Origin of the sequence: Xanthomonas sp. WHRI 7064 (assembly GCF_040202355.2) — a bacterium.
Classification (GTDB): Bacteria; Pseudomonadota; Gammaproteobacteria; order Xanthomonadales; family Xanthomonadaceae; genus Xanthomonas; species Xanthomonas arboricola.
Genome location: NZ_CP167821.1, coordinates 671,882 through 685,116 on the forward strand (window position 1 = coordinate 671,882; position 13,235 = coordinate 685,116).

General features: G+C 67.0%; 11 protein-coding genes. 3 read left to right on the top strand and 8 right to left on the bottom strand.

Translation table 11 applies throughout. The annotated features are described in order from the left end of the window. Positions 1 to 69: 69 nt before the first annotated feature. Positions 70 to 963, top strand: coding sequence for a hypothetical protein (locus ABQY74_RS02925; protein WP_053054583.1), 894 nt, complete (start codon positions 70 to 72; stop codon positions 961 to 963). A gap of 220 nt (positions 964 to 1,183) precedes the next feature. On the opposite strand, the gene ABQY74_RS02930 is transcribed toward ABQY74_RS02925, so the two are convergent. From ABQY74_RS02930 to ABQY74_RS02945, 4 genes are all read right to left on the bottom strand, one after another. Further along, the gene (locus ABQY74_RS02930) at positions 1,184 to 1,594 is read right to left on the bottom strand and encodes a DUF2752 domain-containing protein (protein WP_024938182.1); all 411 of its coding nucleotides are present in this window, start codon (positions 1,592 to 1,594) and stop codon (positions 1,184 to 1,186) included. Beyond that, positions 1,594 to 1,938 carry a CD225/dispanin family protein gene (locus tag ABQY74_RS02935; RefSeq protein WP_016902410.1) on the bottom strand — a complete coding sequence of 115 codons (345 nt, stop codon included), beginning with the start codon at positions 1,936 to 1,938 and terminating at the stop codon, positions 1,594 to 1,596. Before ABQY74_RS02935 ends, ABQY74_RS02930 begins: the two co-directional genes overlap by 1 nt. Before the next feature lie 240 nt (positions 1,939 to 2,178). Beyond that, positions 2,179 to 4,101 carry an MFS transporter gene (locus tag ABQY74_RS02940; protein WP_349793317.1) on the bottom strand — a complete coding sequence of 641 codons (1,923 nt, stop codon included), beginning with the start codon at positions 4,099 to 4,101 and terminating at the stop codon, positions 2,179 to 2,181. A 67-nt stretch (positions 4,102 to 4,168) separates the two neighbouring features. After that, on the bottom strand, positions 4,169 to 5,071 hold the full coding sequence (locus ABQY74_RS02945) for a LysR family transcriptional regulator (RefSeq protein ID WP_349793319.1): 903 nt from the start codon (positions 5,069 to 5,071) through the stop codon (positions 4,169 to 4,171). A gap of 97 nt (positions 5,072 to 5,168) precedes the next feature. Here ABQY74_RS02945 and ABQY74_RS02950 point away from each other — a divergent pair, with 97 nt between their 5' ends. Continuing rightward, on the top strand, positions 5,169 to 6,359 hold the full coding sequence (locus ABQY74_RS02950) for an MFS transporter (RefSeq protein ID WP_024938179.1): 1,191 nt from the start codon (positions 5,169 to 5,171) through the stop codon (positions 6,357 to 6,359). 129 nt (positions 6,360 to 6,488) lie between these two features. Here ABQY74_RS02950 and yccS read toward each other — a convergent pair whose 3' ends face one another. The 4 genes from yccS to ABQY74_RS02970 all read right to left on the bottom strand — a co-directional run bounded on the left by yccS (position 6,489) and on the right by ABQY74_RS02970 (position 12,281). Then, complete coding sequence (gene yccS, locus ABQY74_RS02955; protein WP_024938178.1) at positions 6,489 to 8,702, bottom strand: YccS family putative transporter; 2,214 nt, start codon at positions 8,700 to 8,702, stop codon at positions 6,489 to 6,491. 116 nt (positions 8,703 to 8,818) lie between these two features. Continuing rightward, entirely contained in the window at positions 8,819 to 10,114 is a 1,296-nt protein-coding gene (gene purD, locus ABQY74_RS02960) for a phosphoribosylamine--glycine ligase (protein ID WP_349793322.1), read from the bottom strand. A gap of 132 nt (positions 10,115 to 10,246) precedes the next feature. After that, a complete protein-coding gene (gene purH / locus ABQY74_RS02965; RefSeq protein ID WP_016904525.1) occupies positions 10,247 to 11,830 on the bottom strand; it encodes a bifunctional phosphoribosylaminoimidazolecarboxamide formyltransferase/IMP cyclohydrolase in 1,584 nt (527 codons plus the stop codon). Then, entirely contained in the window at positions 11,820 to 12,281 is a 462-nt protein-coding gene (locus ABQY74_RS02970) for a hypothetical protein (protein WP_161698331.1), read from the bottom strand. Before ABQY74_RS02970 ends, purH begins: the two co-directional genes overlap by 11 nt. A gap of 279 nt (positions 12,282 to 12,560) precedes the next feature. Between ABQY74_RS02970 and ABQY74_RS02975 the strand changes: the two genes are divergently transcribed. Next, positions 12,561 to 12,875: a hypothetical protein gene (locus ABQY74_RS02975; RefSeq protein WP_349793324.1), complete on the top strand. Its 315-nt coding sequence runs from the start codon at positions 12,561 to 12,563 to the stop codon at positions 12,873 to 12,875. Positions 12,876 to 13,235 lie beyond the last annotated feature (360 nt).

Below are 13,235 nucleotides of genomic sequence, written 5' to 3' on the forward strand. Positions count from 1 at the left end.
GCGCTGCAGCGCAGGCAGATCGGGTGCGCCTGCATCGGCTCGGCTAGACTCGGCTGAGGAGGCCCACCCATGTTCACCACCCTGGTTGCTGTCGTCGTCGCACTTGCGCTGGGCCACCTGGCGCCTGCCCAGGTGGCGCGGCTGCGGCGTTTCGAATGGTTCGGCCAGTGGCTGCGCCGGCTGGACAGCCATGCCGCCGGGCGCGGTGCGTGGCAGGGGCGCTATGGCGTTGCGCTGGCGCTGTTGCCGGCCTTGCTGGTGGTCGTGCTGCTGCAATGGCTGCTGGACGATGTCTGGCGCGGGTTCTGGGCCTTGCTGTTCGGCGTGGCGGTGCTGGCCTGGACCTGGGGGCCGCGCGATCTGGACCGCGATGTGGAAGCGGTGATCGACGCTGACGAACCGGGCGCGCGCCGCGATGCGATCGCACAGCTGCAGGCCGCCGGCGGCAGCGTGCACGAGGATGCGCCGTCGCTGGTGGAAGCGGTGGTGGTCAACGGGTTGCGGCGCTGGTTCGCGGTGCTGTGGTGGTTTTTGCTGCTGGGGCCGTTCGGTGCGGTGCTGTATCGGCTGACGGCGCTGGCGGTGGAAAGCCCGCTCTCGGTGCTGCTGCCGCCGCGCAACCTCGCCGGCGCGCGCTGGCTGCTGGCCGCGCTGGAATGGCCGGTGGCGCAGTTGATCACGGTGTCGATGGCGCTGGTGGGCAATTTCGACACGGTGTTCCGTGCCTGGCGTGAAGCGCATGGCAATCGGTGGTCGCTGGAGCCGCATTTTCTCGGTGCGGTGGCGCGTGCCAGCGTCAGTGCCGAACTGCGCGAGGAAGCGCACGACTACACCGATTCGGGGCTGGTGCCGGTGTGGCGCCGCCTGCCGGAAGTGCGCGATGCGATGAGCCTGGTCTGGCGCGTGCTGCTGCTGTGGATGGTGGTGCTGGCGTTGCTGGTGATCGCCGGGTGGGTGCGTTAACACCAGGCCCGATTAGAGGCAGTTAATCACCTGTGCAATCGGTGATAGAAAGCTCAAGAGCATCGCCATTGACGTCCACGAAGAGCCGGCTTCCATCTTCGAACTGGATGACGACTTCGCCAGGTCGGTGACGTCTAACAGACTTAACAATCTTTCCGACTAGTAGCTCAGTGGCGTGCTCGGATTCTTGCTCTAAGTTCACAGATTTGATCCTTGCGGTCTAACCCGGCGCCAGCAAGGTAAACGGGTACCACGGCAAGTTTCTGGCAATCCAATACATCGGCAATGCCCACAACCAGAACTTCGGCTCGGACATGACGGCCACCACCGGTGCAAACCAGCGCGCGCGCCAGCCGGCTTTCCAGGCGATCAGGCCGGGCAGGGTGAACAGACCGAGCACGGCGGCCGGGTTCATGGCGAAGGCGCCGGGCAGATCGAAGTGCACCAGCGCATACAACGCGCGGGTCATGCCGCAACCGGGGCAGTAGCAGCCGGTCACGGCACGGAACACGCAGGGCGGGAACGGGCTGTTGCTCGCGTTCGGATCGAAGCGATACAGCAACGACACGCCGAAGGCGGCCACGCTGGTGGCCGCCCCGAGTCCAAGCCAGTGGCGTGGACGCAGTTCCATTACTGCATGTGCTGCAACTGCTGCATGTAGTCCATGTAGCCCTGCATGCCGCCGGTGGCGACCATGCCGATGTTGATCAGCAGGCCGATGACGGCCAGCACGCTGGTCACGATGCACCAGGTCTTGGCGGTATTGGAGGCGCGACGTGCGCCGTCGATGTCGCCCTGGTTGAGCAGGCCGTTGACCTTGCTGGAGAACACGATCGCCACGATGCCGGTGATCAGGGCCGGGCAGCACAGGCAGAAGCCGAGTACGGTGGAGACGATCGCCCAGATCAGGTGATTGGGAATCGGGCCCGGTGCGGCGCTGGGCGAGGGATGGATCGGCGGTGGGATGGCACTCATGGTGAAGCTCCTTGGGTGGTAAACAACAGCGAGATGTTGCAGCGCGTGGGGAAGGCAGTGATGGGCCGCGCAGGCAGCGTCCACCGATCACGGCGAACGCGTCTGACACGGTGATGTGGCGTACGACGACTTCCCCCGGTCCTTCTTGTCGCGCCCGCTAGGCGAGCGCGGCGGTAATGCGTGCAATGGCGCACAGGCTACTCGCGGCACGCGGCGGACGCAAAGCCCGCGCGGCCGCAGTCACGGCTGATCCTGGCGCAGTGCACGGACCTGCTGTTCGAGCAGCGCTGCGGTCGCCGCGTCGCCGGGAACCGCTGCACCGGCGGCCACTTCGATATGCGCGCGGATCCGGCGCGGCACGCGCATGCGGCCCAGGCGGGTGTCGCGGCGGCTCCACATGCTCGACCACATGCCACGCAGTGCCATCGGAATCACCGGCACCTGACGGCGTTGCAGGATCTTTTCCACGCCCGATTTGAACGGCGCGATCTCGCCATCCCTGGTCAATGCGCCTTCGGGGAAGATGCACACCAGCTCGCCGTCGGCCAGCGCCGCATCGATACGGTCGAAGGCCTGCTGCATCAGCGCGGGGTCTTCGCGTGCGCCGGCGATCGGGATCGCCTTGGCGGTGCGGAAGATCCAGCGCATCACCGGGATGCGGAAGATCTTGTAGTACATGACAAAGCGCACCGGGCGCGGAATCACCGCCGACAGGATCAGCGCGTCCATGTAGCTGACGTGGTTGCAGACCAGCAACGCGGCGCCTTCGTCGGGTACGTGGCGGTCGATATCGCGCGTGCGCAGCCGGTACAGCACGCTCACCAGCACCCAGCTGAGAAAGCGCATCAGGAACTCGGGCACCAGGGTGAAGATCCACAGCGCCACCAGCGTATTGGCCAGCGCCAGGGCCAGGAACACCTGCGGAATGCTCAGGCCTGGCAACGGGATGCGCACGCCGAACAGCACCAGCTGCGGCAGCTGCAGCGCGATGCCGATGATGGCGGCGGTGACGATGAACAACGAATTCTGGATGTTGAGCCCGGCGATCACGCGCGAGAGTTCGGCCTTGGGCGTGCGGCTCTGGATTAGCGCAAACAAGGGCACCACGAACAAGCCGGTGAACAGGCCGATGCCGACCAGATCCACGATCAGGCGCACGCTGCCGGCCTGCTGCACGAACTGGCCGATCGACAGATCGCTGACGGGCGCGCCACCGGGACGCGCGAAGTACAGGTCCAGCAGAAATGCGCTGATGCCGAACGCGCCCAGCGGCACCAGGCCGATTTCCACGGTGCGTCCGGACAGCCGCTCGCACAGCAGCGAGCCGACACCGGTGCCGATCGAAAACAGCGCCAGCGCGAACACGTACAGATCCTGCTGCCCGCCAAGATTGACCTGCGCGTAGGTGGGCAACTGCGCGGTCAGCACGGTGCCGACGAACCAGAACCACGACACCCCGAGCACGGCGTTGCGCACCGCCGGCGTGCGCCGGGTCAGGCGCATGATGGCGCGCGATTCGGGGATGGGGTTCCAGTTGATCTTCAGCTCTGGCGCGCCTGCATCGACCTTGGGTACCAGCCGCGCGACCAGGTTGCCGGTGACGGCAATCGCGATCACCGCGGTGGCCGCGGCGACCGGCCCATGGCTGCCGGCGATCTGGAAGATCAGCCCGCCGAAGATCATGCCGCACAGGATCGAGATCGAGGTGCCCATCTCGACCAGGCCGTTGCCGCCGGTGAGTTCCTCCGGTTTCAGCACCGAGGGCAGGATCGAATATTTCACCGGCCCGAACAGCGTGGACTGCAGGCCGGTGCAGAACAGCGCAATCAGCAGGATCACCATGTTCTCGGTGACAAACCCCACCGCCGCCAGCGACATGATCGCGATTTCCATCGTGGTGGTGATCACGATGAGTTTCTGCTTCTCCAGCTTCTCGGCGATCTGCCCGGCCAGCGCGGAGAACAGGAAGTACGGCAGGATGAACAGTGCCGGCGCCAGATTGGTGTACAGCGTGCGCTGCGCCGCATCGATGCCCAGGTAGAACAACAGGCCGATGATGGCCTGCCGATAGACGTTGTCGTTGAACGCGCCCAACGCCTGCACGGCGAAGAACGGCAAGAAGCGGCGCTGCCTGAGCAGGGCGAACTGACTGTGACCGGACATGCAGTTTCCTTTGCGAACGCGCGCAGCCTAGCAGGCTTCCACGGCGCGCTGGTGCATGCCGATGCGCTCAGCGCGGCGCGCGTGCCGATGGCGCACGTCGCGCGGCCTGGGCGCGCAGCAGCGCCATGAAGGCCCGTGCGGCCGGGGTGGGATCGGGCCGCCACACCGCATAGGTCAGAAAGCCGAAGCGCTCCTTCAGCGCAACCGTCACCACCCCGCGCATGGCTGTGGCCATGGTCTGCGGCACGATGCCCACGCCCAGGTCGGCGGCGACCAGTTCGCGCATCAGGTCGGCATGGGTGACCTCGTACTGCTGGCGCTGCCGCAGGCCGGCCTGCGCGAAGGCCGCATCGACGATGCCGCGCACGCCGGCGCCGGCGATCAGCCCGGCCATAGGTTCGTCGTCCAGCTCGGCCAGCGCCACCCGCTTGCGCGTGGCGAAGCGATGGCTGGGCGCCACGATCAAGGCCAGGGCTTCCTGGTGCAGCAGCAGCCGCTGTTCCGGCACCGCGACCTGCGGGCCGACGCCGACCAGGGCCAGATCCAGCCGGCCTTCGCCCAGGTCGTGCAGCAGGGCCTCGCTCATGGCGGTGCGCAGGTGCACGTCCACCCGCGCATGCGCGCTGCGAAACGCGCGCAGCAGCGTCGGCAGCTGCACGGTGGTGAGCGAGGAGATCTGCCCCAGCGTGAGCCGGCCGCGTACCGTGCCCAGGGCCTGGGCCATTTCCTCGTGCAGGCGCTCGGCTGCGCGCAAGGTGGCACGGGCGTTGTGCAGAAACACCTCGCCGGCCGCGGTGGGCCGCACCTGACGGGTGCCGCGCTCGAACAGGCGCGCACCGAGGGATTCCTCGATCTTGGCGACTTGGTGGCTGAGCGCCGACTGCACGGTGTTGCACCGGCGTGCGGCGGCGGTAAAGCCGCCTTCCTCGGCCACGGCCACGGCAAACTCCAGCTGGCGCAGGGTCAGCATGCGATCTCCAAACGCGATGGACACGGTGAAAACAATACATTGGAAAGATGCCGCGTCGCTGCCCACACTGCGCCCATTCCTACAGCAGGCACCTGCCATGACCGTCGAACCGATTGCCCACCCGCCATTGCCGCGCCGACTGGTGCTGCTGATGGCCGCCGCCACCGGGCTGGCGGTGGCAAGCAACTACTACGCCCAGCCCTTGCTGGAGACGCTGGCGCAGGCGTTCGGGATCCAGGTGCGCAGTGCCGGGGCGGTGGTGACCGCCGCGCAGCTGGCCTACGCGGCGGGGCTGCTGTTGCTGGTGCCGCTGGGCGACCGGCTGGAGCGGCGCGGGCTGATCGTCGGCCTGTTCGTGCTCAGTGCGCTGGGCCTGCTGGTGAGCGCCGCCTCGCATAGTTTCGGCATGTTGCTGGCCGGCACGATCGTCACCGGTGCCAGCTCGGTGGCGGCGCAGATCCTGGTGCCGTTTGCCGCGACCCTGGCCGCCCCGCACGAGCGCGGGCGGGTGATCGGCACGGTGATGAGCGGCCTGTTGCTGGGCATCCTGCTGGCGCGCACCGCGGCCGGGGTGCTGGCCGGCGTTGGCGGCTGGCATACGGTGTACTGGATCGCCTCGGGCCTGTTGCTGGTCACCGCCTGGCTGCTGTGGCGCGGGCTGCCGCGGCATCCGGGCAATGCGCAGCTGTCGTATCCGCAGCTGGTGGGTTCGGTGCTGACGCTGCTACGCGACGATGCGGTGTTGCGCTCGCGTGCGGTGCTGGGCGGGCTGATCTTTGCCGGCTTCAGCATGTTCTGGACCACGCTGGCGTTCCTGTTGTCCGGGCCTGCGTATGGCTATGGCACGGCGGTGATCGGGCTGTTCGGCCTGATCGGTGCGGCCGGCGCGCTGGCCGCCAACCGTTCCGGTCACTGGTCCGACCACGGCCATGGCGACCGCGTCAGTTGGGGCGGGCTGGTGATGCTGCTGCTGTCGTGGGGGTTGCTGGCGTTTGCGCCACAGTCGATCGCGCTGCTGATCGTTGGCGTGCTGCTGCTGGATATTGCGGTGCAAGGCGTGCACATCGCCAACCAGAGCGTGATCTACCAGCGCAATCCGAACGCACGCAATCGCATCACCTCGGCCTACATCACCTGCTACTTCATCGGCGGTGCGGTGGGTTCCACGCTGGGCACGGCGGCATATGCGCAGGCCGGCTGGAACGGTGTGGTGATCGGTGGGGCGGTGCTGGCGGCGGCGGCACTGGGCTGGGTGGGACTGAGCGTGGCGCGCAAGCACTGGAAGTAGGTGCGGTTGCCGGAACGGCGCCGCGGCCATCGGATCAAGTGGCCTGCGCGCATCGCGGTGCGTCGGCATCGCCGCCCACATCGATGCGGCAGTGGCTGCGCGGCGCGCACGCGCACCACCGACGACGCACTAGGCCTTGCTGGTCGCCAGGCGTGGTGCGCCCTCTGCCGGCGCGGTGGTGACCGCCACGGCAGCGGCACGCAGTTTGGGCAGCAGCCGCAGGGTCAGTGCCAGCTGGTCGCGCACCAGGCGCTGCTTGGGCGGCAGTTGCACGGCATGCTGCTCCAGCGCTTCGGCGCTGGCGATTTCCTGGCTTTCGTCGTGCGCCGGCAGCGGCTGGCGTTCGCGCAAGGCGGTGGCGATTTCGCCCAGCGCGCGCTGCAGGTAGTCGCCGGCCTGCGCGATGGTTGGATCGTGTTCGCCATCGAGCGCGGCGCGGTGCGCGCCGAGCGCAGACAGATAGCCGAGCAAGGTGTTGGACAGCGCCAGGAAGCGGAAGCCTGCATCCAGGTTGCGCCGATAGCGGCCGGGTTCGCGCAGCATGTTGGACAAGGCCACCGACAATGCGGCATCGGCGTTGTGCATGTCGCGGCGCGCGATGCGGTAGGGCAGGTCGTCGCGCATGCCGCTGGCGTATTGCTCCAGCACCTGGGCCAGATAACGCGCGCAGCTGGCCAGCACCGTGGCCATCACCTGGTTGAGGCGGCGGCCCTGCCAGTCCGGCAGGATCAGGAACGAGGCGGCCGCGGCGATTGCGCAACCGATCAGCGTGTCGATCAGGCGGGGCCAGATCAGCACGAAACCATCGCCAAGCAGGTTGAAGCAGAACAGCGCCATCACGGTGATGCCGGCGGTGGCCAGCATGTAGCGATCGGTGCGGGTGATGAAGAAGATCAGCGCAGCAGCCAGCGCCAGCAGCAGCTGCACTTCGGTGCCGGGGAACAGCTGCATCAGCGCCCAGGTGGCGACCAGGCCGATCAGGGTGCCGGCGATGCGCTGCACCAGCCGCAGGCGGGTGGCGCCGTAATTGGGCCGGCACACGAAGGCGGTGGTGAGCAGGATCCAGTAGCCGTTGTCGGCATGGATGGACTGCATGATGGCGTAGCCGACAACCAGCGCGATGGCCATGCGCAGGCCGTGGCGGAACAGCACCGAGCCGGGCGTGAGTTGCTGCATCAGACGCGCGGCCATTTCGCGCAGGGTGTGCGGCGAGGAGTCGCGCAGGCGGGTGTCGAGGTTGTCGCTGGTGGAGTCGGATTGCGCCGCTTCCGACAGCTTGCGCTCGATGCTCTGCAGGTTGGTCACCAGTAATTCCAGCGCGCCGAGCAGACGCGCCAGTGCGGGGTCGGCACGCGCGTGCAGATAGTCCAGCGATTGCCGCAGGTCTTCGGTGGCCAGGCGGCTGTTGTCGCCGTAGTCGAACGGATGGCGCAGGCGGATCGCCTCGCCCAACGCGGCGCAGGCCTTGCCCTGCAGCGCGAGCAGGCGCTGGCAGCGGTACAGCACGTCACTGTGGAAGAACGCGTCGGTCAGCGCTTCGTAGGGATAGTGCGAGGAACTGGCGCGCTCGTGGAATTCCTGCGCCATGTAGTACAGGCGGAAATACAGGCCTGATTGCACGCCCGGCCGCCCCGAGCGGCCGAAGCGGCTCATGATCGCGGTCTTGGCGGCGTTGAGCGCGCCGACCACCTTGGCGTTCTGTTCGGCCAGCGCCAGCCGGCGTGCGTGCAGGTCGCTCTGCCGCACCGGTTCGAACAGGTCGGCCTTGAGCTTGAGATACCGGCCCAGCTCGAAGAACAGCCGCGACAGCCGTTCGCGCACCGGGCGATTGGCGAACAGCAGGGTCCACAGGATCGACAGCACGCCGTACCAGGTGGCGCCGATCAGCAGCAGCATCGCGCCATGCCAGGCGATCGACGGATCGTGGCTGCCGTGCTGGTCCATGCCGATCATCGCGTAGATCGACAAGGCCACGGTGGCCTGCGCGATCGAGGCGTAGCGCTCGCCCAGCGCGCCGAGCAGGGTCAACGAGAAGGTCGCCACCGCCATGCCGGTCACGAACGCCAGCGGATACGGAAACAGCAGCACCACCGACGCGGCGGCGGCGGCGAAACACAGCAGCGACAGCAGCACCGACTTGATGCGGCCCAGCCAGTTGTCGTCGGTCTCGGCGATGGCGCTGGCGATCGCGCCCAGGAACAGCGCCGGCACTGCGGTGAGCTGCTGCCAGTGCCAGCACACGCCCATTGCCACCGCCAGCGCGATGAACACACGCAGGCCATAGCTGGCCTTTTCATGGGCCCACAGGCGGCTCAGGCGGGTTTCGAAGGAAGAAGTGGCCACAGTCTCTGCAAGGCAAGGTGCCCGGGCATTATTGCCGCAGGCACGCGCCATCGGGGTGGAGGGCGGCTAGTTCTTTGTCAGTAGCCGCGTTGTCGCAAGTGCCGGGGGCTACGCGCTCAGGCCTGTGCGCCCTGCTCGCGGGCGATCGCACGCCAGCCGATGTCGCTGCGCTGGAAGGCGCTGGCCCAGTGGATCGGCTGCAGACCGGCATAGGCACTGCGCTGCGCCTCTAGCACGCTGTCGCCCAGCGCGGCAACGCACAGCACGCGGCCACCGGCACTGACGACCTCGCCATTTGCATTCAATGCGGTGCCGGCATGGAAGACCTTGGCGGTGGCCGGCACCGCGTCCAGGCCGCTGATGACCTCGCCGGTGATCGGGGCTTCGGGATACGGCCTGGCGGCGATGACCACGCCCAGCGACGGACGCGGGTCCCACTGCGCCTGCGCGGTGTCGAGCTTGCCGTCGATGGCGGCGTCGAGCAGATCCACCAGGTCCGACTGCAGGCGCAGCATCACCGGCTGGGTCTCCGGGTCGCCGAAGCGCACGTTGAATTCGATCACCTTGGGCGCGCCGTGCGCATCGATCATCAGCCCGGCGTACAGGAAGCCGGTGAACGGCACGCCGTCGGCGATCATGCCTTGCACGGTCGGCTCGACCACCTCGCGCATGACGCGTGCATGCACTTCCGGCGTGACCACTGGAGCCGGTGAGTACGCGCCCATGCCGCCGGTATTGGGGCCGGTGTCACCATCGCCGACACGCTTGTGGTCCTGGCTGGTGGCCATCGGCAAAGCGTGGCTGCCGTCGACCATCGAGATGAAGCTGGCCTCTTCGCCATCGAGGAATTCCTCGATCACCACGCGCGCGCCGGCATCGCCGAACGCATTGCCCGAGAGCATGTCGCGCACCGCGTCTTCGGCCTCGCTCAGCGTCATCGCCACGATCACGCCCTTGCCGGCGGCCAGGCCGTCGGCCTTGACCACGATCGGTGCGCCTTTCTCACGCACGTAGGCCAGCGCGGCGTCCACCTCGGTGTGCACCGCGTAGTACGCGGTGGGGATGCCATGGCGCGCCAGAAAATCTTTCGCGAAGGCCTTGCTGCCCTCCAGCTGCGCGGCCTTGGCGGTGGGCCCGAAGATACGTAGGCCGGCGGCGTGGAAACGGTCGACCACGCCCAGCACCAGCGGCACTTCCGGGCCGACCACCGTGAGCGCCACGGCTTCGCGCTGCGCCAGCGCCAGCAGGCCATCCAGGTCGTCGACCTTGATCGCCACGTTGCGGCACTTGGCTTCGGTCGCAGTGCCGGCATTGCCGGGTGCCACCAGCACCTCGCTCACGCGCGCGGACTGCGCGATCTTCCAGGCCAGGGCGTGTTCACGGCCGCCGGAGCCGATGACGAGGATTTTCATTTGAGTGCCGGGAATGGGGAATAGGGAATGGGGAATAGCAAAGTCTTTGGTTCTGCAGGCCGTACGATGTGGAGTGGCATCCAGGGAACCGCTTTGCCGATTCCCGATTCCCAACTCCCCATTCCCGGCACGTCAGTGCCTGAAATGCCGCACGCCGGTGAACACCATCGCGATGCCGTGCTCGTCGGCGGCGGCGATCACTTCGCCATCGCGCATCGAGCCGCCGGGCTGGATCACCGCCTTGATGCCGGCCGCAGCGGCGGCATCGATGCCGTCGCGGAACGGGAAGAACGCATCCGATGCCATCACCGAGCCGGCCACCGTGAGCTTGGCTTCCTCGGCCTTGAGCGCGGCGATCTTGGCGCTGACCACGCGGCTCATCTGCCCGGCGCCCACACCGATGGTGCGGTGGTCCTTGGCGTAGACAATCGCGTTGGACTTGACGTACTTGGCCACGCGCCAAGCGAACAGCAGATCGCCCAGTTCGGCCTCGCTGGGCGCGCGCTGGGTGACCACGCTCAACTCGCCCAGCGACATGCCGCGGTTGTCGGACGACTGCATCAGCAGGCCCGAGCCGATCCGCTTGGTGTCGTAGTTGTTGAGGCCGTTGCCGTGCGGGATCTTGAGCACGCGCACGTTGGCTTTCTTGGTCGCATAGTCGAGCGCGCCCGGCTCGTAGTCCGGCGCGATCAGCACCTCGACGAACTGGCGATCCAGGATGGCCTTGGCGGTTGCCGCGTCGAGGGTCTTGTTGAAGGCCAGGATGCCGCCGAAGGCGCTGGTCGGGTCGGTCGCATAGGCCAGCTCGTAGGCATCGCCGCAGGCCGCGCCCACCGCCACACCGCAGGGGTTGGCATGCTTGACGATCACGCAGGCCGGCGCATCGAACTGGCGCACGCATTCCCATGCCGCGTCGGCATCGGCCAGGTTGTTGTAGCTGAGTTCCTTGCCCTGCAATTGCTGGAAGGTGGCCAGCGTGCCCGGCACCGGGTACAGGTCGCGGTAGAACGCGCCGGCCTGATGCGGGTTCTCGCCGTAGCGCAGGTCCATCACCTTGACGAAGTTGGAATTGATCTGCGCCGGGAACGGGCTGCGCGTGGGCACGTTTTCGGTGCTATCGGCCACCGCCGACAGGTAGTTGCTGATCGCCGCGTCGTACTGCGCCACGCGGTTGAACGCGGCCACCGACAGCGCAAAGCGCCTGGCCGCCGACAGCTGGCCGTCGTTGGCGTCGAGTTCGGCCAGCAGCTCGGCGTACTGCGCCGGGTCGGTGGCCACCGCCACGCGGGCGAAGTTCTTCGCCGCGCTGCGCAGCATCGCCGGGCCGCCGATATCGATGTTTTCCACCGCATCGGCCAGCGTGCAGTCGGCCTTGGCGGTCACCGACTCGAACGGATACAGGTTCAGTACCAGCAGGTCGATCGGCACGATGCCGTGTTCGGCCATCACCGCTTCATCGATGCCGGCGCGGCCGAGCAGGCCGCCGTGCACCAGCGGGTGCAGGGTCTTGACGCGGCCGTCCATCATCTCCGGGAAACCGGTCAGCTCGGCGACGTCGGTGACCGGCAGGCCCGCCTCGCGGATCGCCTTGGCGGTGCCGCCGGTGGACAGCAGCGCGACGTTGCGCGCTGCCAGCGCGCGGGCCAGATCGATCAGGCCGGTCTTGTCGGAAACGGAGAGCAGGGCCCGGCGCACGGGCAGGAGATCAGAGGCCATCGGTGGGGGATATCAAAGCGGGGCAGCCCATATTGTAGGCCGCGCCGGCGCTTGAATGGACCCGTGCGCCCGCAATGGCGTCGATCCATGCGCTGAAAAGGCGCTGCCAGGCGCTGCTGCGGCCGATGGCGGGCGCGCTGTCGCGCGGCGGCATCAGCGCCACCGGCTCGCTCACGGCAGCGGTGGCGTTGCTGGTGGCCGCCGCGGCACCCGCTGTGGCCGGGCATGTACGTGTGACCCACCTCGGCGCAAGACTTGCAGCGACGCCGAGCACCGGGATGGCGAGGACGCCGCGGTGCGGGCAGAGGGCGCCAGGGCTTTGATCGTGATGTGATGCGTCGCAACGCTCGATGCGTTCGATGCGTTCGATGCGTTCGATGCGGCGGCGGCGATTGCATCTGCAGGCCGCCAGTCGCAAAAGTTTCTGATGCCTGCACGTGTTCTTGCGCACGTTGCCTGGCTGCAGTTACCGCTTCGTGCAATCCCCCACAGAATCAAACTGCCAACGGTGCAGCGTCTGAACGAGACGATAGATCACTTGCAAGCAATAACGCAGTTCTCATTTAAAGCCCCGCACGGCATTGCCATGGTGCGTGGCTGCATGCCTGCGCGTGGCGATGGCATTCCATTGTCAGTCCGGAAATCTTTCGCGACGGGATTCGATGGCTGCGCAGAACTCTTTTTGGTTCCGGTCGTGCACTGACGAACACAATCCGGAGCCGGTCGCAGATTGATCAAAAAGACTTGTTTTCGGGCGCGCAACGCATGCCTGTTCTTCGGTCATGCGCACCTGTCTTCTGCTACGGCGACAGTTACCAGCGACGGGCTGACCGACGATCTGTGCTCGCTGATCGATTCACTCAACCGGTTCACCAGCAACGACGATTTCGGCGAGGCGTCCCGTCGCTACTTGCTGCAACGGCTGTCGCGCAGGAGCCAGCCTTGCCATCACTCCCCGCTGCGTCTTGCCGTCACGGCCGTCCATGACCCTGCGATTCAAGCAAGACACCGCAGCGCGCGTGCGCCTTGTGGCGTTCGTCGATGACCAACCGTCGCAGTGCCGGTACTGCCCTTGCCAATGGGCCGATCCGTCTCGCCTTCACGGCGGGACGCTCCGCACCCGTTCGTCGGCCAGGGCATGCATACCGGTTTGCGCAGCTGCTCGGAACATTCCTATGAGATCACCCTTATGAATCGCGAAAAAGTCCTGGCATTACGCACCTGCACCAACAACATGTCCGATCACTGCGGGCTGATCTGGCCGCAGTCGGGCAGTGTCGAATGCCGGCATTGGCAGCCCACCATCAAGCAGGAAAACGGCCTGATCGGCCTGTTGTGGGGACAGGGAACCAATGCGCATCTGAACATGCATGCCGATGCGCACTGGGTGGTCTGCATGGTCGAT

Excerpts from the sequence above, each read along its gene's own strand:
- ABQY74_RS02925 (WP_053054583.1), top strand. The coding sequence starts at position 70 with ATGTTCACCACCCTGGTTGCTGTCGTCGTCGCACTTGCGCTGGGCCAC.
- ABQY74_RS02930 (WP_024938182.1), bottom strand. The coding sequence starts at position 1,594 with ATGGAACTGCGTCCACGCCACTGGCTTGGACTCGGGGCGGCCACCAGC.
- ABQY74_RS02935 (WP_016902410.1), bottom strand. The coding sequence starts at position 1,938 with ATGAGTGCCATCCCACCGCCGATCCATCCCTCGCCCAGCGCCGCACCG.
- ABQY74_RS02940 (WP_349793317.1), bottom strand. The coding sequence starts at position 4,101 with ATGTCCGGTCACAGTCAGTTCGCCCTGCTCAGGCAGCGCCGCTTCTTG.
- ABQY74_RS02945 (WP_349793319.1), bottom strand. The coding sequence starts at position 5,071 with ATGCTGACCCTGCGCCAGCTGGAGTTTGCCGTGGCCGTGGCCGAGGAA.
- ABQY74_RS02950 (WP_024938179.1), top strand. The coding sequence starts at position 5,169 with ATGACCGTCGAACCGATTGCCCACCCGCCATTGCCGCGCCGACTGGTG.
- purD (WP_349793322.1), bottom strand. The coding sequence starts at position 10,114 with ATGAAAATCCTCGTCATCGGCTCCGGCGGCCGTGAACACGCCCTGGCC.
- purH (WP_016904525.1), bottom strand. The coding sequence starts at position 11,830 with ATGGCCTCTGATCTCCTGCCCGTGCGCCGGGCCCTGCTCTCCGTTTCC.